The organism is Nonomuraea sp. PA05, assembly GCF_008086045.1.
Taxonomy (GTDB): Bacteria; Actinomycetota; Actinomycetes; order Streptosporangiales; family Streptosporangiaceae; genus Nonomuraea; species Nonomuraea monospora.
Map to the genome: position 1 here is coordinate 1 of NZ_VSEY01000024.1, position 19,274 is coordinate 19,274.

15 protein-coding genes are annotated in these 19,274 nt (G+C 71.6%); 4 read left to right on the forward strand and 11 right to left on the reverse strand.

The genetic code is table 11. The features are described 5' to 3' along the window. Positions 1–309: 309 nt before the first annotated feature. The 5 genes from FXF51_RS33470 to lon all read right to left on the reverse strand — a co-directional run bounded on the left by FXF51_RS33470 (position 310) and on the right by lon (position 7,153). Complete coding sequence (locus FXF51_RS33470) at positions 310–1,845, reverse strand: AMP-binding protein (RefSeq protein ID WP_148438705.1); 1,536 nt, start codon at positions 1,843–1,845, stop codon at positions 310–312. An 89-nt stretch (positions 1,846–1,934) separates the two neighbouring features. Then, on the reverse strand, positions 1,935–2,774 hold the full coding sequence (locus FXF51_RS33475; protein WP_148438706.1) for a MetQ/NlpA family ABC transporter substrate-binding protein: 840 nt from the start codon (positions 2,772–2,774) through the stop codon (positions 1,935–1,937). Between the two features lie 9 nt (positions 2,775–2,783). After that, positions 2,784–3,440, reverse strand: a complete 657-nt coding sequence (locus tag FXF51_RS33480; protein ID WP_187414703.1) for a methionine ABC transporter permease — start codon at positions 3,438–3,440, stop codon at positions 2,784–2,786. After that, complete coding sequence (locus FXF51_RS33485) at positions 3,437–4,390, reverse strand: methionine ABC transporter ATP-binding protein (RefSeq protein ID WP_148438707.1); 954 nt, start codon at positions 4,388–4,390, stop codon at positions 3,437–3,439. The genes FXF51_RS33480 and FXF51_RS33485 overlap by 4 nt, the downstream gene beginning before the upstream one ends. A gap of 402 nt (positions 4,391–4,792) precedes the next feature. Further along, on the reverse strand, positions 4,793–7,153 hold the full coding sequence (gene lon, locus FXF51_RS33490; protein WP_148438708.1) for an endopeptidase La: 2,361 nt from the start codon (positions 7,151–7,153) through the stop codon (positions 4,793–4,795). 176 nt (positions 7,154–7,329) lie between these two features. Here lon and FXF51_RS33495 point away from each other — a divergent pair, with 176 nt between their 5' ends. The 4 genes from FXF51_RS33495 (at position 7,330) to FXF51_RS61100 (ending at position 12,962) form a co-directional block, all read left to right on the forward strand. Beyond that, positions 7,330–8,775 carry a sensor histidine kinase gene (locus FXF51_RS33495; RefSeq protein WP_148438709.1) on the forward strand — a complete coding sequence of 482 codons (1,446 nt, stop codon included), beginning with the start codon at positions 7,330–7,332 and terminating at the stop codon, positions 8,773–8,775. After that, a complete protein-coding gene (locus FXF51_RS33500; RefSeq protein ID WP_148438710.1) occupies positions 8,772–9,428 on the forward strand; it encodes a response regulator in 657 nt (218 codons plus the stop codon). Before FXF51_RS33495 ends, FXF51_RS33500 begins: the two co-directional genes overlap by 4 nt. Before the next feature lie 36 nt (positions 9,429–9,464). Further along, the gene (locus tag FXF51_RS33505) at positions 9,465–10,850 is read left to right on the forward strand and encodes a phenylacetate--CoA ligase family protein (RefSeq protein ID WP_148438711.1); all 1,386 of its coding nucleotides are present in this window, start codon (positions 9,465–9,467) and stop codon (positions 10,848–10,850) included. A gap of 81 nt (positions 10,851–10,931) precedes the next feature. Further along, positions 10,932–12,962: a hypothetical protein gene (locus tag FXF51_RS61100; RefSeq protein ID WP_187414704.1), complete on the forward strand. Its 2,031-nt coding sequence runs from the start codon at positions 10,932–10,934 to the stop codon at positions 12,960–12,962. 7 nt (positions 12,963–12,969) lie between these two features. Here FXF51_RS61100 and FXF51_RS33515 read toward each other — a convergent pair whose 3' ends face one another. The 6 genes from FXF51_RS33515 to FXF51_RS33540 are packed head-to-tail and all read right to left on the reverse strand — an operon-like array spanning position 12,970 to position 19,224. Then, positions 12,970–14,538, reverse strand: coding sequence for a fused response regulator/phosphatase (locus FXF51_RS33515; RefSeq protein ID WP_148438712.1), 1,569 nt, complete (start codon positions 14,536–14,538; stop codon positions 12,970–12,972). Further along, complete coding sequence (locus FXF51_RS33520) at positions 14,535–16,217, reverse strand: ATP-binding protein (RefSeq protein ID WP_148438713.1); 1,683 nt, start codon at positions 16,215–16,217, stop codon at positions 14,535–14,537. The genes FXF51_RS33515 and FXF51_RS33520 overlap by 4 nt, the downstream gene beginning before the upstream one ends. After that, positions 16,204–17,625 carry an ATP-binding SpoIIE family protein phosphatase gene (locus FXF51_RS33525; RefSeq protein ID WP_222871579.1) on the reverse strand — a complete coding sequence of 474 codons (1,422 nt, stop codon included), beginning with the start codon at positions 17,623–17,625 and terminating at the stop codon, positions 16,204–16,206. Before FXF51_RS33525 ends, FXF51_RS33520 begins: the two co-directional genes overlap by 14 nt. After that, positions 17,622–18,023 (reverse strand): anti-sigma regulatory factor, encoded by a 402-nt coding sequence (locus tag FXF51_RS33530; protein WP_148438714.1) that lies wholly within the window; start codon positions 18,021–18,023, stop codon positions 17,622–17,624. Before FXF51_RS33530 ends, FXF51_RS33525 begins: the two co-directional genes overlap by 4 nt. Beyond that, positions 18,020–18,385 (reverse strand): STAS domain-containing protein, encoded by a 366-nt coding sequence (locus tag FXF51_RS33535; RefSeq protein WP_148438715.1) that lies wholly within the window; start codon positions 18,383–18,385, stop codon positions 18,020–18,022. Before FXF51_RS33535 ends, FXF51_RS33530 begins: the two co-directional genes overlap by 4 nt. Then, on the reverse strand, positions 18,385–19,224 hold the full coding sequence (locus FXF51_RS33540) for an STAS domain-containing protein (protein WP_148438716.1): 840 nt from the start codon (positions 19,222–19,224) through the stop codon (positions 18,385–18,387). The genes FXF51_RS33535 and FXF51_RS33540 overlap by 1 nt, the downstream gene beginning before the upstream one ends. Between the last annotated feature and the right edge of the window lie 50 nt (positions 19,225–19,274).

Here is a 19,274-nt window from a genome sequence, read left to right on the forward strand (position 1 = left end):
GTCCGGTACCGGAGGGGGGGGGGGGGGGGGGGGGGACGGGCGCGCACCGCCGCGCGGCCGCTCCCCCGCCGGGGGCCCCCCGGGGCGGCGGGGGGGGGGCAGCCGATCCCGCTCCCCCCGCCGGTGCCCTGCTCGCGAGGCTCGTTCGCGTTCATCTTCCATCTCCCTCAAATCCCGTTGACACCAGGGTGTCAACAGGCGCGTAAGCGCTGCTTAAGGGGGAGATTCGCGGGGGGTGGCCCGGCCTGACGACGGCCTTATCGATCGAGGTCGGAGCCGGGCCGCCCAGCCAAAAATGTGTCCAAGATTTTACTTTTTCGCCGGCCAGTACTCGTCGCGCAGCAGCCGCTTGTAGAGCTTGCCCGTGGGATGCCTGGGCAGCTCCTCCCGGAAGTCGACCGACTTGGGGCACTTGTAGTGCGCCAGCTGCTCCCGGCAGTACGCGATCAGCTCCGCCTCCAGCGCGGGCCCCGCCTCGTCCATGGACAGCGGCGCGACCACGGCCTTGACCTGCTCGCCCATCTCGTCGTCCGGCACCCCGAAGACGGCCACGTCCGCCACCTTCGGATGCACCGACAGCACGTTCTCGGCCTCCTGCGGGTAGATGTTCACCCCGCCCGAGATGATCATGTACGAGCGCCGGTCGGTGAGGTACAGGAAGCCCTCCTCGTCCAGGTAGCCGATGTCCCCCAGGGTGGTCCAGCCGCGCCCGAGCGGGTCCTGGGACGAGCGGGTCTTGTCGGGGTCGCCGTGGTACTCGAAGCGGCCGCCGTTCTCGAAGTAGATCGTGCCGTGCTCGCCGGGCGGCAGGTCGTCGCCGTTCTCGTCGCAGATGTGCACGACGCCGAGCAGGGAGCGGCCGACGGTGCCCTTGTGCCGGAGCCAGTCGCCGGGGCCGACGTAGAGGAACCCGTTGCCCTCGGTGCCCGCGTAGTACTCGTGGATGACCGGGCCCCACCAGTCGATCATCCGCTCCTTGACGGGGACGGGGCAGGGCGCGGCGGCGTGGATGGCGTACGTGAGCGAGGAGATGTCGTACTTCGCCCGGGTCTCTTCTGGCAGCTTGAGCATCTTGATGAACATCGTCGGCACGAGCTGCGTGTGCGTCACCTTGTACCGCTCGACCAGCGCCAGGTACTGCTCGGGGTCGAAGCGTTCCATCACCACCACCGTGGCGCCGAGCCGCTGGAAGGTCAGGCAGTAGCGCAGCGGCGCGGCGTGGTAGAGCGGCGCGGGCGAGAGGTAGACGCTGTCGGGCGTGGGTGCGAACAGGCCCTGAATGAGCTTGAACAGCATGCCGGGCTCGTCGAGCGGGCCGTGCGTGGCGGCCAGCTTGACGCCCTTGGGGCGGCCCGTGGTGCCCGAGGAGTAGAGCATGTCGGCGCCGGTGCACTCGTCCTCGACGGGGGTGACCGGCTGCTTGGCCACCGCCTCCTCGTACGGCTCGAAGCCGTCGGCCACGCCGTCCAGCATGAGCCGCAACTCGACGCCGGGGGTGGCGCCGGTGATCGAGGTGGCGACGGCGGCCAGGCCGGCGCTGGAGATGAAGACGCGCGCGCCGCAGTTGTTGACGATGTAGGCCAGCTCGTCAGTCTGCAGCCGCGAGCTGATCGGTGTGTAGTACAGGCCCGAGCGGTGCGCCGCCCAGGCGACGGCCAGGAAGAGAGGGTGGTTGCCGAGCATGAACGCGATGTGGTCGCCCGGCCGCAGTCCCGCCGCGCGGAACAGATGGGCCAGCCGGTTCGACTCCTCGTCCAGTTCGCGGAAGGTGATGATCTGACCGGAGCCCGCCATGATCACAGCGGGCTTGTCGGGGGTGACTGCTGCGATGGCTCCCGGATGCATGAACAGAACAGTATTCGGTTACTTGCCCGCCACGCCAGAACCCGGACGGTGGAGCCGCGGCCTCCCGGCGGGGACCGCGGCTCCGGAGATCACTCGGCCGCGATGACCGAGCCCTCGTACTTCTGCTTGATGAAGTCCTTGACCTTCTGGTCCTGCAGCAGCTTGCCGAGGGTGACGATGTTGGCGTCCTTCTCGTGGCCGGCCTGCACGACCAGGCCGTTCACGTACGGGTTGCCCTCGGTCTTCTCCAGCACCAGCGCCTGCGAGGCGGGCTTGAGACCGGCCTCGATGGCGTAGTTGCCGTTGATCACCGCGGCGTCCACGTCCTCCAGCGAACGCGGGAGCTGCGCCGCCTCAAGCGGCTTGAACTGCAGGTTCTTCGGGTTGCCCGTCACGTCGCGCTCGGTCGCGGCGGTGCCGGCACCGTCCTTGAGCGTGACGATGCCGTTGTCGGCGAGCAGCTTGAGCGCGCGGCCGAGGTTGGTGGCGTCGTTCGGCAGGGCCACGGTGGCGCCGGCGGCCAGGGCGGAGACGTCCGTGATCTTCTTGGAGTAGAGGCCGAGCGGCTCCAGGTGCACCGGGGTGACGAAGCTCAGCTTGGTGCCCTTGGTGGTGTTGAAGTCGTCCAGGTACGGCTTGTGCTGGAAGAAGTTGGCCGTGAGCTGGCCCTCCTCCAGCTGCACGTTCGGCTGCACGTAGTCGGTGAACTCGACGACCTCCAGCTTGAGGCCGGCGGCCGGGGCCAGGTTGTCCTTGACGAAGTTGAGGATCTCGGCGTGCGGCACGGGGCTGGCGCCGACCTTCAGCACGGCGTCGGCGCCCTCGGCCGCCGTGGCACCGGTGGTGCTTTCGGTCGCGGGCTGCGACGTGCCGCATGCGGCGAGCGACAGAGCCAGCGCGACGGCACCCACAAGGCGGTGGATTTTCATGACTTTTCCTTACTTATGTGAAAGGCGCCGAGCGACCCAGTCGCCCAGGCTCTGCAGGAGTTGCACGATCACGAGCAGCAGCACGACCGTCACGATCATGAGGAGCGTCTCGAACCGCTGGTACCCGTACCGGACGGCCAGGTCGCCCAGCCCGCCGCCGCCCAGCGTGCCGGCCATCGCGGAGTAGCCGATCAGCGCGACGACGGTCACGGTGAGGCCCGCCACCAGGCCGGGCAGCGCCTCCGGCAGCAGGACCTTGCGGACGATGGCGGTCCTGCTCGCGCCCATGGCCTGGGCGGCCTGCACCACGTCCGTGCCGACCTCCCTGAGCGCGGTCTCGACCAGCCGGGCGAAGAACGGCACCGCGCCGACCGTCAGCGGCACCACGAACGCGGCGGTCCCGATGGTGGTGCCGACGACGAGCCGGGTGAACGGGATGATCGCGATCATCAGCACGATGAACGGCAGCGACCGCCCGACGTTCACCACGAACCCGAGCCCCGTCTTGAACGCCGGCAGCGGACGCAGCCCGTCCCGGTCGAACACCACGAGCGCCACGCCCAGCGGCAGCCCGAGCAGCACGGTGAACAGCGTCGACCAGCCCACCATCTGCGCGGTCTCCACCGTCGCCGGCCACAGCAGCGGCAGCATCTCTTCCCAGGTCACGACGCCTCCTCCACGATCAGGCAGGTCTCCCGCAGGTACGCCAGCGCCGCGGGCGCCTCGGCGCCGTCCAGCGCCACCCGCAGGCGCCCGACGGACCCGGCGGCCAGGTCCTCGATGGAGCCGCCCAGGATGCTCAGGTCCACGTCGAACTTGCGCACCACCTCCGACACCACGGGCCGGCCCGGCTCGCCGGTGAACGTCAGCGTCACCGAGCCCGCGGGGGCCGGCTCGGGCAGCGGGAAGATCTCCCTGGTCAGGCGGGATCCGGGCGTCCTGATCAGGTCGGCGATGGCGCCGGACTCCTCGATGCGGCCCTGGGACATGATGGCGACCGAGTCGCACACGCTCTTGACCACGTTCATCTCGTGGGTGATCAGCAGGATCGTCAGGCCCAGCTCCGCGTTCAGCCGCTTGAGCAGGGCCAGGATCGACTGCGTGGTGGCCGGGTCGAGCGCCGAGGTGGCCTCGTCCGACAGCAGGACCGACGGGTTGCCCGCCAGCGCCCTGGCGATGCCGACGCGTTGTTTCTGGCCGCCGGAGAGCTGGTGCGGGCGGTCCTTGCCGCGGCCCGCCAGGCCGACCAGCTCCAGCAGCTCGCCGACGCGGCGCTCGCGCTCGGCCCTGGGCACGCCCATGACCTCCAGCGGGAAGGCCACGTTCCCGGCGACCGTGCGCGAGGAGAGCAGCGCGAAGTGCTGGTGAATCATGCCGATGCGCTGCCTGGCGCGGTTCAGGTCGCGGTCGCCGAGCGCGGTCAGGTCCTGGCCCGCGACGGTGACGGTGCCCGCGGTGGGGCGTTCGAGCAGGTTGACGCAACGCAGCAGCGTGCTCTTGCCGGCGCCGCTCTGGCCGAGCACGCCGTGGATCTCGCCTTCGCGCACGTGCAGGTCCACGCCGTCCAACGCGACGGTCGTGCCGTACTGCTTGCGCAGGCCTGAAGCCTGGATCACTGGGATTCCCCATGGCTGAGGGCGGCCGGGGCCGCGGGAACGTACATCACCGGTGGAGGAGGGCTGGAGGTCAGCGCGTGCCGGGGTGGAAGGGCAGGTGACTCAGCCTGCGCAGCACGAAAACGGGTGCGATCATGACGACCTTCGAGGAGAACGGGCGGACGGGTTGCTCTTAACGGGCCGGCATTCGCCCCATACGCATGCGTCGACACGCGGCCCCCGTCAGGGGAGCGCCGCGGCCGGTCACGTATGCCTCGTTCACGCCGTTGCTAACGCCGGAGTGATATCCCGGTATTCCTGATCTGTTTCGTGATCTGCGTCACGACGTGCGAACACCCCGCCGCGCGCCCTGGGAAGGCCGGGCGCGGCGGGGTGTTCGTCCCCGGGGTTCGTCCCCGGGGGTCAGGCCGCCACGGAGGAGGCGACCTTCGCCGGGGTGAGCGCGATGTCCAGGACCTCGCGCACGTCACTGACGGTGTGGATGGTCAGCTCGTCGCGGACCTCCGCGGGCACGTCGTCCAGGTCCGGCTCGTTGCGGGCCGGGATGAGGACGGTGGTGATGCCCGCCCGGTGCGCCGCCAGCAGCTTCTGCTTGACGCCGCCGATCGGCAGCACCCGCCCGGTCAGCGAGATCTCGCCGGTCATGGCCACGTCGCCGCGCACCTGCCGTCCGGACAGCAGCGAGGCCAGCGCCGTCGTCAGCGTCACGCCGGCCGACGGGCCGTCCTTGGGCACCGCGCCCGCCGGGAAGTGCACGTGCACCGAGCGGTCCTTCAGCGCGGTGACCGGCAGCTCCAGCTCCGCGCCGTGCGAGCGCAGGTAGGACAGCGCGATCCGCGCCGACTCCTTCATCACGTCGCCGAGCTGGCCGGTGAGCGTCAGGCCGGTCTCGCCGGTCTCCGGGTCGGCCAGGGACGCCTCGACGTACAGGACGTCGCCGCCGGCCCCGGTGACCGCCAGGCCGGTGGCCACGCCCGGCACCGAGGTGCGCTGCTTGGCCTCGGGCAGCGACGACTCCGGCACGAACCTCGGCCGCCCGATGTAGCCCACCAGGTCGTCATCGCCCACGGTGACGGGCAGCTCGTCCTTGGCCGCGACCTTGCGCAGGATCCTGGCGACCGAGCGCTCCAGCGAGCGGACGCCCGCCTCGCGGGTGTACTCGGCGGCCAGCCTGCGCAGCGCCGCGTCCTCGACCTTGACCTCCTCGGCGGTCAGCCCGGCCAGTTCGAGTTGCCTGGGCAGCAGGTGGTCGCGGGCGATCGCCACCTTCTCGTCCTCGGTGTAGCCGTCGAGCGTGACGATCTCCATGCGGTCCAGCAGCGGCCCGGGGATGGCCTCCAGGACGTTGGCCGTGGCCAGGAACAGCACGTCGGACAGGTCCAGCTCGACTTCCAGGTAGTGGTCGCGGAACGTGTGGTTCTGCGCCGGGTCGAGCACCTCCAGCAGGGCGGCCGTGGGGTCGCCCCGGTAGTCGGCGCCTACCTTGTCGACCTCGTCGAGCAGGACGACCGGGTTCATCGAGCCGGCCTCGCGGATGGCGCGCACGACCCGGCCGGGCAGCGCGCCGACGTAGGTGCGCCGGTGGCCGCGGATCTCGGCCTCGTCGCGGACGCCGCCGAGCGCCACCCGGACGAACTTGCGGCCCATCGCGCGGGCCACGGACTCGCCCAGCGAGGTCTTGCCGACTCCGGGAGGGCCGGCCAGGGCCAGCACGGCGCCGCTGCGCCGGCCGCCCACCACACCGAGGCCCTTGTCCTGGCGGCGCTTGCGCACGGCCAGGTGCTCGATGATGCGGTCCTTGACGTCGTCGAGGCCGGTGTGGTCGGCGTCGAGCACCGCCCGGGCGCCTGTGATGTCGTAGTTGTCCTCCGTGCGCTCGTTCCACGGGATGTCGAGGACGGTGTCGAGCCAGGTGCGGATCCAGCCGCTCTCCGGCGACTGGTCGGAGGTCCGCTCCAGCTTGTCGACCTCCTTGAGCGCGGCCTCGCGCACCTTCTCCGGCAGGTCGGCGGCCTCCACGCGGGCCCGGTAGTCCTCCTCCTCGGTCTCGGTGGAGTCGCCGTTGAGCTCCTTCAGCTCCTTGCGGACGGCGGCGAGCTGCTGGCGCAGCAGGAACTCCCGCTGCTGCTTCTCCATGCCCTCCTGGACGTCCTTGCGGATCGTCTCGGCGACGTCGAGCTCGGCGAGGTGGTCGCGGGACCACTCGATCAGCTTGGCCAGCCGCCCGGCCGGGTCGGCCTCCTCCAGCAGCTCGACCTTCTGCGCCGTGGTCAGCCACGGGGTGTAACCGGAGCTGTCGGCCAGCACGGACGGGTCGTCGATCGTGTTGACCTGGTCGACCACCTGCCAGGCGCCGCGCTTCTGCAGGATGGTGGTGGCCAGCGCCTTGTACTCCTTGGCCAGCTCCTGGGCGCGCTCACCGGCGGCGACGGTGTCGATCGTCTCGGCCTCGACCCAGAGTGCGGCGCCGGGGCCGGTCGTGCCGGTGCCCACGCGCACCCGGTTCACGCCACGCACCACGGCGGCGGGCTCGCCGCCCGGCAGCCTCCCGACCTGCTCGACAACGGCCTGAACGCCGATCGCGCCGTAACGGCCGTCGATGCGGGGAACGAGAAGGACCCGTGGCTTGTTGCCACCGGATGCACGTGCCGCCTCTATGGCGGCGCGCACCTCGGAGTCGGACAGGTCCAGCGGAACCACCATGCCCGGCAGGACGACCTCGTCGTCCAGCGGCAGGACCGGGAGGATCAAGCTCTCACTCATGCGAACTCCAAAGGGTTGAGTTATACCGGCTCAACTCATCGGAGCCTCGCGGTGTTCCCTTCCTTGCCGCTGTTCGCTCACGGCGATCGTAATCTTGTAAGCGGTACCTGAGGGTGACGGGAACGTCAAACCCTGGTGTGACGACCCGCCGCGCTTCCCCTCGTAAGCTTGACCAGGTGATCCGCGTCCCGTTCCGGCGGTCCGACGCCCCCCGGCGCCCGAGTCAGGGGGTGCGGGAGACCGGCCGCAAGCTCCTCCGGCCGTTCGTGCTGGCCCTGTTCGAGGGCGACGCCGATCCCCCGTTCGCCGCCCGCCGCCTCACGTTCAGGACACCCCGGTGGCTGGGCGCGCTGGTGCCCGCCAGGTCCTACGACCTCGTCCGGGCCGCCGACCTCCTGCTGGCCGTCCTCCTGTACGGCATCATGATCAGCACGGGCCTCGACTGGAACGACACCGCGGCCCGCGCCCACATCGCCAATCCGCGTATCCCCGGCCCGGCCCCGCTGATCTTCATGTACCTGATCGCGATCGGCGTCTCCCTGCCCGTCGCGCTGCGCGACCGATGGCCGCTCGCGGCCTGGCGGGTCGCCGCCGTGATGCTTCCCCTGATCGTCTACGTGACCATGACGGTCGGCGACGTCGTGCCGCCCTACCCCATCGCGGCCATCCTCATGTACCTGCTCGTCCTCTACTCGGTCGCGGTCAGGTGCGAGCGGCGGATCACGGTGGGCGTCTGGGCGCTGACGGTCCTGTCCGTCTGGATCGTGCACCCCGACTCCATGTTCCTGGCCACGATCATCGCCTCGGTCGCCGTCCTGTTCGGCTACAACGTGCGCGCGCGGCGCACCGCCACCGCCCGCCTCGTCGAGGAGGAGCAGCGCACGCGGGAGGCGGAGAGCGCGCAGTCGGTGCTGGAGGAGCGCGCCCGCATCGCGCGCGAGCTGCACGACGTGGTCGCGCACCACATGTCGGTGATCGCCATCCAGGCGGAGGCGGTGCCGCTCAAGGCGGCCGGCGACGTCGCCCAGCTCGAAGCCGGGCTGGCCGAGATCAGGGGGCTGTCCCTGGAGGCCATCGCGGAGCTGCGGCAGGTGCTCGGCGTGCTGCGCGACCCGCAGGGCCGCACCGACACCGCGCCGCAGCCCGGGCTCGACCGGGTCGACGAGCTGGTCTCCAACGCGCGCGCCGCCGGGCTGACCGTGCTGGTCAAGCGGTCGGGGGCGCTCGGCGGGCAGCCGCAGGCGGTGGAGCTGTCCGCGTACCGGATCGTGCAGGAGTCGCTGTCGAACGCGATGCGGCACGCGCCCGGCGCCACCGTCGCGGTGGACATCGCCCGGCGGGGCGACGAACTGCGGCTGCGCATCGTCAACGGGCCGGGCGCCGGGCAGGAGGCTGGGTCTGCTTCTCCGGGCGGGCCGGGTTCTGCGGGCGGATCGAGTTCTCCGGGCGGGTCAGGCTCTACGGGCGGGCCGGGTTCTCCGGGGCGTGGGGCCGGGCAGGGGCTGGTGGGGATGCGGGAGCGGGCGGCGCTGCTCGGGGGCAGGCTCGACGCCGGGCCCGTCGACGGCGGAGGTTTCGAAGTGATCGCGACGTTACCCGTCGCGGAGAGGGAGAGCGCTTGATCCGGGTTCTGATCGCCGACGACCAGGGCATGGTGCGCACCGGGTTCACGGTGTTCCTGAGCGGCCAGCCGGACATCGAGGTGGTGGGCGAGGCCGCCGACGGGCGTGAGGCCGTCGAACGGGCCGCCGAGCTGCGGCCCGACGTGGTGCTCATGGACGTGCGGATGCCCGTCATGAACGGCCTGGAGGCCACCAGGGAGCTGATGGCGCGCCAGGACACCGCGAAGGTGCTCATCCTGACGACGTTCGACCTCGACGACTACGTCTACGAGGCGTTACGGGCGGGGGCCAGCGGGTTCCTGCTCAAGGACGCCTCAGCCGCGCAGCTCGCCGAGGCCGTCCGGGTGGTGGCGGCCGGGGAGGCGCTCATCGCCCCGGCCATCACCAAGCGGCTGATCACCGAGTTCGCCCGGCTGGGCGGCCCCCGGGCGGTGACGGGGCGGCGGCTCGACGAGCTGACCGAGCGGGAGACCGAGGTGCTCGGGCTGGTGGCGCAGGCGCTGTCCAACCAGGAGATCGCCGAGCAGTTGTTCGTGGCGGAGCAGACGGTCAAGACGCATGTGGGGCGGGTGCTGATGAAGCTCGGGCTGCGTGACCGGGCGCAGGCGATCGTGTTCGCGTACGAGACGGGGCTGGTGCGGCCGGGCGAGTGAGTTTCCCTGTCACGGCGCGCGTCGTACAGTCGGCGGATGGACCCGGTTGAGCTCTTCCATCAGGTGGCGGCCACCGTGCCCGCCTACGGCAGGTTCCTCACCGAGCACGGCGTGCGGCCCGCCGAGATCACCACCCTGGCGGACTTCGCACGCCTGCCCATGACCACCAAGGAGAACTACACCGGCCGCCACCCCCTCCCCGACCTGTGCAGGAACGGCGTGATCGGCGACATGATCGCCGTCTCCTCCGGCTCCACGGGCGTGCCGTCGTTCTGGCCGCGCTCGGCGGCGGACGAACGGGTGATCGCCGACCGTTTCGAGGAGGTGTTCGCGGGCTCCTTCGCCGCCCGCGAGCGCCGCACGCTGGCCGTCGTCTGTTTCGCCCTCGGCACCTGGGTGGGCGGCCTGTTCACCGTCGCCTGCTGCCGCCACCTGGCCGAGCGCGGCCACCCGATCACGGTCGTCGCCCCCGGCACCGACCGGCGGGAGATCGCGCGGGTGATCCCCGAGCTGGCGCCGCACTTCGACCAGGTCGTCCTGCTGGGTTACCCGCCGTTCCTGAAGAACGTGATCGACACCGAGGATCTGCCCTGGGCCGACTGGGACGTCAAGCTGGTGACGGCGGGCGAGGTGTTCAGCGAGGAGTGGCGCACGCTGGTCGCCGAGCGGGCCGGGATCGCCGACCCGGTGCGCGGCATCGCCTCCCTGTACGGCACCGCCGACGCCGGTGTGCTGGGCAACGAGACGCCGCTGTCGGTGGAGATCCGCCGTTTCCTGTCCGGCCGTCCCGGCCCGGCCAGGGAGCTGTTCGGCGAGTCGCGGCTGCCGACGCTCGTGCAGTACGACCCCGGCGTGCGCTTCTTCGAGGAGCACGAGGGCACCCTGCTGTTCTCGGGCGACAACGGCGTACCGCTCGTCCGCTACCACATCGCCGACGAGGGCGGCGTCATCCCGTACCGGGAGCTGATGGAGTTCGTGCGGCGAGCCGGCTTCGAGCCGCGGGCGCGGGGCCCCGAGCGCCCCTTCGTGTACGTCTTCGGCCGCAGCCACCACACCGTCTCCTACTACGGCGCGAACATCTACCCGGAGAACATCGCGATCGGCCTGGAGCAGCCCGGGGTGAGCGCGTACGTGACGGGCAAGTTCGTGCTGGAGACGGTCGAGGACGAGGGCTACGACCGGCACCTGACCGTGACGGTGGAGCTGATGCCGGGGGAGAAACCGTCCGACGAGGTCGCCCAGGCGGTCGGCGCGTCGATCCTGGCCCAGCTCCGGCGGCTGAACAGCGAGTTCGCCGCGTACGTGCCGGTGGCGCGGCAGACGCCGTTCGTCAGGCTGCGGGAGTCGGGCGATCCGGAGTACTTCCCGCCGGGGGCCAAGCACCGCTACACCCGACAGGACGCGGCCCAGAGTTTTCCCTAGCACGATCCCTGGGGCGGACGCGGGCGGCCGGGCCTACCGTCAGTGAGTCGGCGGCGCGGCTCAGGGGGCGGGTGACGGCTCATGCTGGATGATCTCGGTCAGATGTTCGCCTGGCTGACAGCGGCGCTCGTCCGGCCCGCGTCCGGCCTGTACGGCGAGCTGGACCTGCGGCCCGGCGACAGGGACCCGGCCGCGGGGCTGCCCGCCCGCTACGGCGGTGCGGACCGGCCGGAGCTGACCGGCGCCACGCACGTCCGCGACCTGCACCGGGACCTGCGCGAGCTGGGCTTCCTGCTCGCGCCGCCGGACGCGGCGACGTTCACGACGGCCACGTGGCTGTCCGTCATGGAGTTCCAGCGCTACGCCTCCCTGTCCGACGCGGCCACCGAACGCGAGCCGCGCTCGGCACCTCTGGTGGAGGCGGTGACGCCCGAGGCAAGCCTGTTCCGCGCCGGTGCCGCCTCGGCGTTCCCGGCGCAGGGGCCGTTCCGGGTGCTCGTGGACGACGAGATCGTGGAGGTCACGTCCATGCGGCCCACGCCGCCGGACGCCGAGCTGACCGTGCTGCGCGGAGTGGAGGGCACGGCCGCCGCCGCCCACGAGCGGGGCGCCGGGGTGGAGCTGATCCGCTGGTCGGACCGGCTCGTCCCGGTGCACGTCCACTTCTACGAGCGGTACACCGACCCGGTGACCGGGGTGGTGAACGCCTGGACCAGGTTCGTGCTGCGCCGCTGGAAGGAGCGGCGGCGGCGCTGCCCCGTCGTGGTGGAGGCGTGGGAGCTGCGGGAGGGTCGTCCGGACCGGCTGCACACGACCCCCGGCGGCGGCCTGGCCGGGAACGTGTGGGGCGCCCGCGAGATCACCTCCACCGCGCCGCGCCTGTTCGTGCGCGACCTGACGCGCACCTGGGAGCGCCCGTCCAGGGAGCCGGTGGCCCCGGCGCATCCCGAGCTGGACGTGAGCGGCGACTACCGGGTGCTCGGCGACTACGCGGGCCCTCGGGCCTGGCCGGAGTTCGGGCACACCTGGCGGCCGGAGGGCGAGATGCTGCCCGAGCACCTGCTGCCCGCCCCTGAGCCGGGCGGGTTCGGGCCCACGCTGGCGCAGCTCGTGCAGGCGGGCGAGCGGGCCGTGCTCGGCACGTACCTGGTGGTGCGGGCGGTCAGCGAGGTGGAGGCGATCGGCTACTTCGACAGCCTGAACGCCTACGACCGCGGGTTCGTCTCGCTGGGCCCCTGCCACTGGACGGCCGGTCTGGCCACCGGCCCCGCGCCCGCGTCCGCCGTGGACGAGGGCGAGTTGTGGGGCTTCGTCGCCTATCTGAAGGCGACGGACCGGTACGCGTTCGCCCAGGCGTTCGGCCGGTTCGGCGTGGACGTCGCCACCGAGTGGGGCCAGAGCGGCGCGGAGCTGTTCAACCCGAGCCAGCGCAAGTACACCGGCCGCCCCACCGTGCCCAGGGAGGGCGGCGGGGTGCAGGCGCTGGGCAGGGTCGAGGAGTACGACCTGTTCCGCGACTGGCACTGGTTCTACCGCCTGCAGATGGCCGGCCGCACCGTGGACGGGCTGCGCCGCGCGATGTGGGACATGGCGCGGGTGCGCGTCCGCGACGTCGGCGAGACGCCGTGGGACGGCCCGGCGGGGCCGCCGGCCTGGACGGTCCCGGACGCCGGCGGCCCGCGTCCCGCCAGGATCAAGGACGTGATCACGTCCGAGCGGGGGATGGCGATCGTGCACCGCTGGCACATCAGGGCGCCGGCCAACATGGTATCGGCCGGGCCCGCCACCGAACCGCCCGAGACCAGGCGCATCGGGCGCGCCGGCCCGGTGCTGCGGGCCGCCTGCGACGCGGCGATCAGGGAGGACCCGGGGCTGTTCACCGGCACGCCCGACACCTGGGGGGACGCCGCCGAGCAGGCGCTCGTGGGGCAGTTGCGGGCGCAGGGCGGGGCGTCGGTCGAGTACGTGCACGAGTGGCCGCGGCAGGTGTCCCGCAATCGCGGGTTCACGCTGCCTTACGAGCTGCTGCCGGATCGCGGGGAGGGGCGGGCGCTCGACCTGTCCAGGAACTCGTTCCAGCTCGACGCCTCAGGCCTCCCACCGGCACCCTAGCCGCCGGCTACGCGTCCCGCCGCACGACCACCAGCGCGACGTCGTCCTCGCGCGCTCCGAACGCGTCCAGCATGCGCTCGGCGAACTCCTCCAGCTCCTCCTCCACGGTCTCGGCGAGCTTCCTGGCCTTCTCCAGGCTCTCGTCCAGCGAGATCGCGCGGTCCTCCACCAGCCCGTCGGTGAACAGCAGCAGCGTCCCGCCGGGCGGCAGCTTCAACCGGTCCACCGTGTACGTCTCCGGCAGCGCCCCCAGCAGCAGGTTGCCCAGATGGTGGTAGGCGCAGCCCGGCCCCGCGAACAGCGGCGGGATGTGCCCGGCGTTGGCCACCTCGACCTCCCCCGTGGCCGGGTCGATGAGCACGAGGCAGAGCGTCGCCGTCATGCGCGGGTGGTAGCGCCGCATCATCTGGTTGAGCAGGTCGAGGGACGCGCTGAGGTCCACCTGCGCGATGAACGAGGCCCGCATCGCGTGCCGCAGCTCCGCCATCACGGTCGCGGCGTGCAGCGAGTGCCCCTCGACGTCGCCGATCGCCACCAGCACCCGGTCGCCGATCGGCAGCACCTCGTAGAAGTCGCCGCCCACCTCGATGTTGTCGGCCGCCGGCTGGTAGCGCATCGCCACCCGCAGTCCCGGCACCTCGGGGATGCGGGTGGGCAGCAGGCTGCGCTGCAGGGTCAGCGCGATCGCGTGCTCCTCGGTGTAGGCGCGCAGCGCGGCCACGGCCAGCGCCAGCTCCTGGCCGAGCTGGCGCAGCAGGTTCACCTCGTCGGCGTCGAGCGGAGGGTCGCTCTCCACGCCCAGGTAGATGGGGGAGCCGGAGTTCTTCGTCCGGCAGAGCACGCCTGTGCTGCTGCCCTCGATCTGCACGTCCGGCACCAGCCCGCGCCACTGGTCCGCGTGCAGGGTGAACACGTGGGCGCGCTGCGCCTCCCGTTGCACCATCCCGCTCAGGCGGTCCAGCAGGTCGGGCCCGGCCGGATGGGCGGTGGCCCGCTCCCCCGGCCGCGCCCGGTAGCGGCGCGTACGCCCGTCGGGCAGCAATGCCAGCGTGCCGCAGAAGCGGCCCAGCACGTTCGCCGAGCCTTCGACCGCGACCGACAGCAGCTCGTCGAACGTCTCCGCCTCGTTGATGCGCAGCGTCACGTCCGCCAGCCCCGCCAGGCGCTCGGCCATCAGCTCGGCCCGCCAGCGCGCCCGGTAGTAGCGCAGCATGGCCTCCACCGTGGCGGCGAACTCGGCCGGCTCGATCGGCTCCGCCAGGTACGCGTCGGCGCCCCGCTCCAGCCCCTCCGCGCGGTCGGCCACGGTGATGGCGTTGGCCGACACCTGGATGACGGGGATCGCGGCCGTCGCCGGATCGGCCTTGATCCGCTCGCACACCTCGTGGCCGGGGATGTCGGGCAGCCGCACGTCCAGGATGACCAGGTCGACGCGCTGCTCGGCGAGCGTGCCGAGCGCCTCCTCGCCGCCGTTCGCCTCAAGCACGTCGTGCCCTGCGCGACGCAGCCAGCTCGACAGGATGTACCGCTTGGTCGGCGTGTCGTCCACCACCAGCACGGTCGCCGTCTCGCTCACGCCCGCCCCTCTCTCGCGCTCTGAATGGCCTGGAGCAGCTCCTCCCTGCGCAGCCCGTGTTTGTCCAGCACCACCATGTCGTCGGGGGCGCGTTGCGGCGCGATGGTCACCACCACCACGGGGACCCGCCTCAGTCTGTCGTCCTCCGCCATGCGCTGCAGCAGCACGTTGCCGTCCACGCGGGGCATGAGCAGGTCCACCAGGATCACGTCCGGCGGGCCCGCCGTCATCAGGTCCAGCGCGGCGGCGCCGTCGGCGGCCTCGTCCACGTTCGCGGCGAAGCCGTGCAGCATGCGGCGGGCGGCGGCGCGGAACACCTCGTCGTCGTCCGCGATCATCACCCGCTGCAGCTCCGGCGGGCCGCTGTAGTGCGGCAGCCGCAGCGTGACGGTGGTGCCCTCGCCCTCCGTGCTGGCCAGCTCCAGGGTGCCGCCGAGCGCCTCGGCGAGCCTGCGCGCGTACGGCAGGCCGAGGCCGGTGCCTCTGGCGCGGACCTGGAGGGAGCCCGGGACCTGGTAGAAGTCCTCGAAGACGCGTGTCAGGTGCTCGGACGGGATGCCGATGCCGGTGTCGGACACGACGATGACGGCCTCGTCCTTGGCGGCGTCGAGGTGGGCGGCCAGGCGCACCTCACCGTGCACCGTGAACTTGACCGCGTTCGAGAGCAGGTTGCGCAGGATGCGCAGCAGCATGACCTCGTCCACGTACAGCTCGGCGGCCTCGGGCGCCACCTCGTGGCGCAGCTCGACGCCGGCGCTCGCGCTCGTCGGGCGCAGCAGCACGTGCAGCTGATCGGCCATCCGCGCCAGGTCCACCGACGACGGCTGCGGGTCGAGGCGGCCCGACTCGGCCTTGGCCATGTCGAGCAGCTCGCTGACCAGCTCCAGCAGGGTCTCGGTGGAGCTGCCGATGAGCCGCACCTGGTGGGTCTGCTCCTCGGTCAGGGGGTCGCCACCCGGCCCCAGCAGCAGCCTGACCAGGCCGATCACCGAGTTGAGCGGGGTGCGCAGCTCGTGGCTGACCGTGGCCCAGAAGCGGTTCCTCGCCTCGTTGGCCTCCCTGAGCTGGCTGGACTTCTCATCCAGCTCGGCGTACAGGGCCACCACTCCCCTGTTGGTCTCCTCCAGCTCGGCCGAGAGCTGGTTGTACATCGCCATCACGCCCGTGTTGGTCTCCTGCAGCTCGGCGTTGAGCCGCAGGACGTCCTCCAGCGTCTCGGCCAGCTCCCTGTTCTGCTCGCGCAGCTCGTCCATGGCGGACACCGGGGACAGGTCGGCCAGCCTGGCGCGGATCTCCGCCACCGTGGCGGGCGGGCGGCGGGTGTGCAGCCGCTTGGCGAGCGTGACGCCGCCGTCGTTCAGGGTGATCTCGTCGACCAGCCTGCCCGCCAGCTTCAGGCCCTCCAGGTTCCGCAGTTTCGACGGGTCGGTGTGCTTCGACTGCTGCGAGTGCTCCAGCAGGATGAGCAGGTGGTGGTCGCTGATCGACAGGGTCGCGGTCGAGCCGGTGCCGAACAGCTCGCGGCCGGCCTCGCTGAGCGCCGTCGCGACGCGGATCTGGTCCTGCGGCTCCAGGCCGACCAGCTCGGCGGCGGCGCGGCCCAGGCGGCGCAGCACGAACACGTCCTGGTCGGCGTCCAGGCGGACGCGGATGAGCTCGGCCGCTTCAGCGGTCGCCATGCCGGGACCTCGTGCTCTCGTGCGGAGTGCCCTGGTGCTGCGTGCTCTCGTGCGGAGTGCTCTCGTGCGGAGTGCTTACGTGCGGTGTGTTCTCGCGCGGCGCGCTCACCTGCGGCGCGTCCTCGTGGAGCGCGCTCTTGCGCGGCGTGCTCTCGTGCAGCGCACTCTTGCGCGGCGTGCTCTCGCGCGGCGTGCTCTCGCGCGGCGTGCTCTCATCCAGCGGGCTCTTCTGTGGCGGCGCGGACCGCTCCAAGCCCCGTGGCGCGGGTGGCGGGCTGAGCCGGGCGCTCCCGTTCGGCGGGCTGAGCCGCAGACTCCCGTACGGGGAGCCGAACCGCACGCCCTCGCCCGGCTTCGCGTTCTCCTGCTGCTGCCCGACCCGCGCGCCTTCCTGCCCCTGCCCGGACCGTCCGCCTTCGCCCTCCGCTTCCCTGCCGGGCCTGACCGTCACCACGCAGGCGTCGTCACGCCGGCTGCCCGCCTCGCGCATCAGCCCGGCGGCGATCACGGCGGGCGTCCGGGAGAACAAGCCCGGCAGAAGAGTGGGGTCCCACCGGTCGGTCAGCCCGTCCGTGTGCAGGACCACAGCCGCATAGCGGGGCAAATCGTACGTGTACTGACGCAACCTGCCGCCCTGATGCCCGGCGATCCCCGGCACCGACACCATGCCCTGCCTGCCCTCGGCGTGCGCCACCCAGCCGGACACGTTGCCGAGCCCGGCGAAGAGCACCTGATCCGGCTCCACACGGGCCACCGCGACCGCACCCCCTCGGGTGTGGTTCATGCCGGCGTGCAGGCGTTGCACGATGGTCACCGGCTCCTGGTCCCGTACGTCGAAGAACAGCTCGACGGCGCGCTGCGCGGCCTGCGCGGCGATGTGGCCGTGGCCGAGCCCGTCACAGACCAGCACGATCGTGGACGAGCCCAGCTCGGCGATGGCGAAGCCGTCGCCGCACACCGTCTCCTCGCCGATCGGCCTGGTCAGGCCGCTGGCCCGCAGCGCCGGCGCCGGGGTGCGGCCGGCGGTGAAGTGCATGGCCAGCACCGTGCCCTTGCCGGGCAGCGAGTGCACGTCGTAGCCGGAGGCGATGCGGGAGATCGCGCCGAGGCCGATACCCAGCGTGCCGGACGTCGAGTAGCCGTCGCGCAGCGCGCGGGCCACGTCGGCCATGCCCGGCCCGCGGTCGACGGTGATCAGCTCCACCGTGGCGGGGGCCTCGGGGTGGGGGCGCACCATGACGGTGCCCTCCGTGGCATGCTTGACGAGGTTGGAGACCGCTTCGCTCACCGCCACGGCCGTCTGCCCGATGAGCACCTGGTCGAAGCCCGCCGCCTCGGCCAGCTCGACGGCCTTTCTGCGTACCGCGCCGACCGCGCTCGGGTCCTCGGCACGGACCCAGCCGGTCATCGCCGCCACTTCGTCACCGTCACGGTCGTGCCCTTGCCCGGCGCGGAGACCAGGTCGAACTCGTCGACCAGCCGCCGTGAGCCGCCGAGGCCCAGCCCCATGCCGCCGCCCGTGGTCCAGCCGTCCGTGAGCGCCTGCTCGATGTCGGGGATGCCGGGGCCTTCGTCGGTGAACACTAACTTCAGGCCGCGCCGGGGACCGTTCTCGACGACCTCGACCCGGACGTCCCCGCCACCGGCGTACACCAGGGCGTTGCGCGCCAGCTCACTGGCGGCGGTGACGATCTTCGTCTGGTCGACGAGGGACAACCCCACATCGACGGCCACGCTCCTGACGAGCTGGCGGACGCCGACGACGTCCGCACTGCCCGCGATGACGACCTCACGTTCCCCGCTCACGGGGTCGCGCTCCTGATGTGGTCCAGCAACGCCACCCCCTTCTCCAGGTTCAGGGCCGTACGGACGCCGCCCAGCGAGAGACCCAGCTCTACCAGCGTGATCGCCACGGCGGGCCGCATGCCGACCACCACGGTCTGGGCGTCGAGCATGCTGCACATGGAGGCGATCGTGGCCAGCATCCTGCCGATGAACGAGTCGACGATCTCCACGGCGGTGATGTCGATGATCACGCCCTTGGCGCCGTTCTTGACGACCGCGTCGGCGAGGTCCTCCTGAAGGGCGAGCACGCCCTGGTCCTCCAGGTCGACCTGGATGGAGACGATGAGGACGTCGCCGAGTTTGAGGATCGGTACGCGCTGCACTAGCGGCTCTCCGCCCGGATCGCTACACGCATGTCGCGTCCGCCCTTCACCTCGAGGCCGGCCCGCTTGAAGGCGTGGGCCAGCGCGTCGGCCAGCGACGCCTTCGTGACGATGTCGCCGAACTCTATGCCGAGCGTGACGATGGTGTGCGCGATCTGCGGGCGAATGCCCGAGATGACGCACTCCGCACCCATCAGCCGGGCCGCGACGACCGTCTTCAGCAGGTGCTGAGCCACCTGCGTGTCCACGGCGGGCACGCCGGTGATGTCGATGACCGCGTGCTCGGCGCCGGAGTCGACCAGCGTCTGCAGCAGCTTCTCCATCACCACCTGCGTCCTGGCCGAGTCGAGCGTGCCGACCAGCGGCACCGCCACGATGCCCTCCCACAGCTTGACCACCGGGGTGGACAGCTCCAGGAGCTGCTCGGCCTGGTCGAGGATGATCCTCTCGCGGGCTTCGGAGAACGTCTCGAACGTGAACAGGCCCAGGTCGTCGATCAGCCTGGAGAACCAGATGAAGCCGCGCGCCGCCTCGACACCTTCGGAGTCGTTCTCGACGAACTCGTACAGCGCCTCCTTCAGGCCGAAGACGGCCCTGGCGGTGTCGGCGGGGGCCCACCCGGCGCGGGCGCGCGAGCGAGACAGCTCAGCCAGCAGGCCACGGACGTCGGCGAAGTCGTTCTTGCCCTGGTCCAGTGCGGTGAGCAGCGCCTGAAAGAGCTCGTTGAGCTCCTCGGACGGCGCGTTGGCGATCTGCGCCCAGCGGCGGACGATCTGCTCCTGGTTGAGGCGGAGCAGTTCTTCGATGCGTCGCCTGGCTACATCGGCATGAACGGACAAAGATCACTCCAGAGAGGGCGGCTGGCAGTTGCTCGTATGCTAGTGCGGTT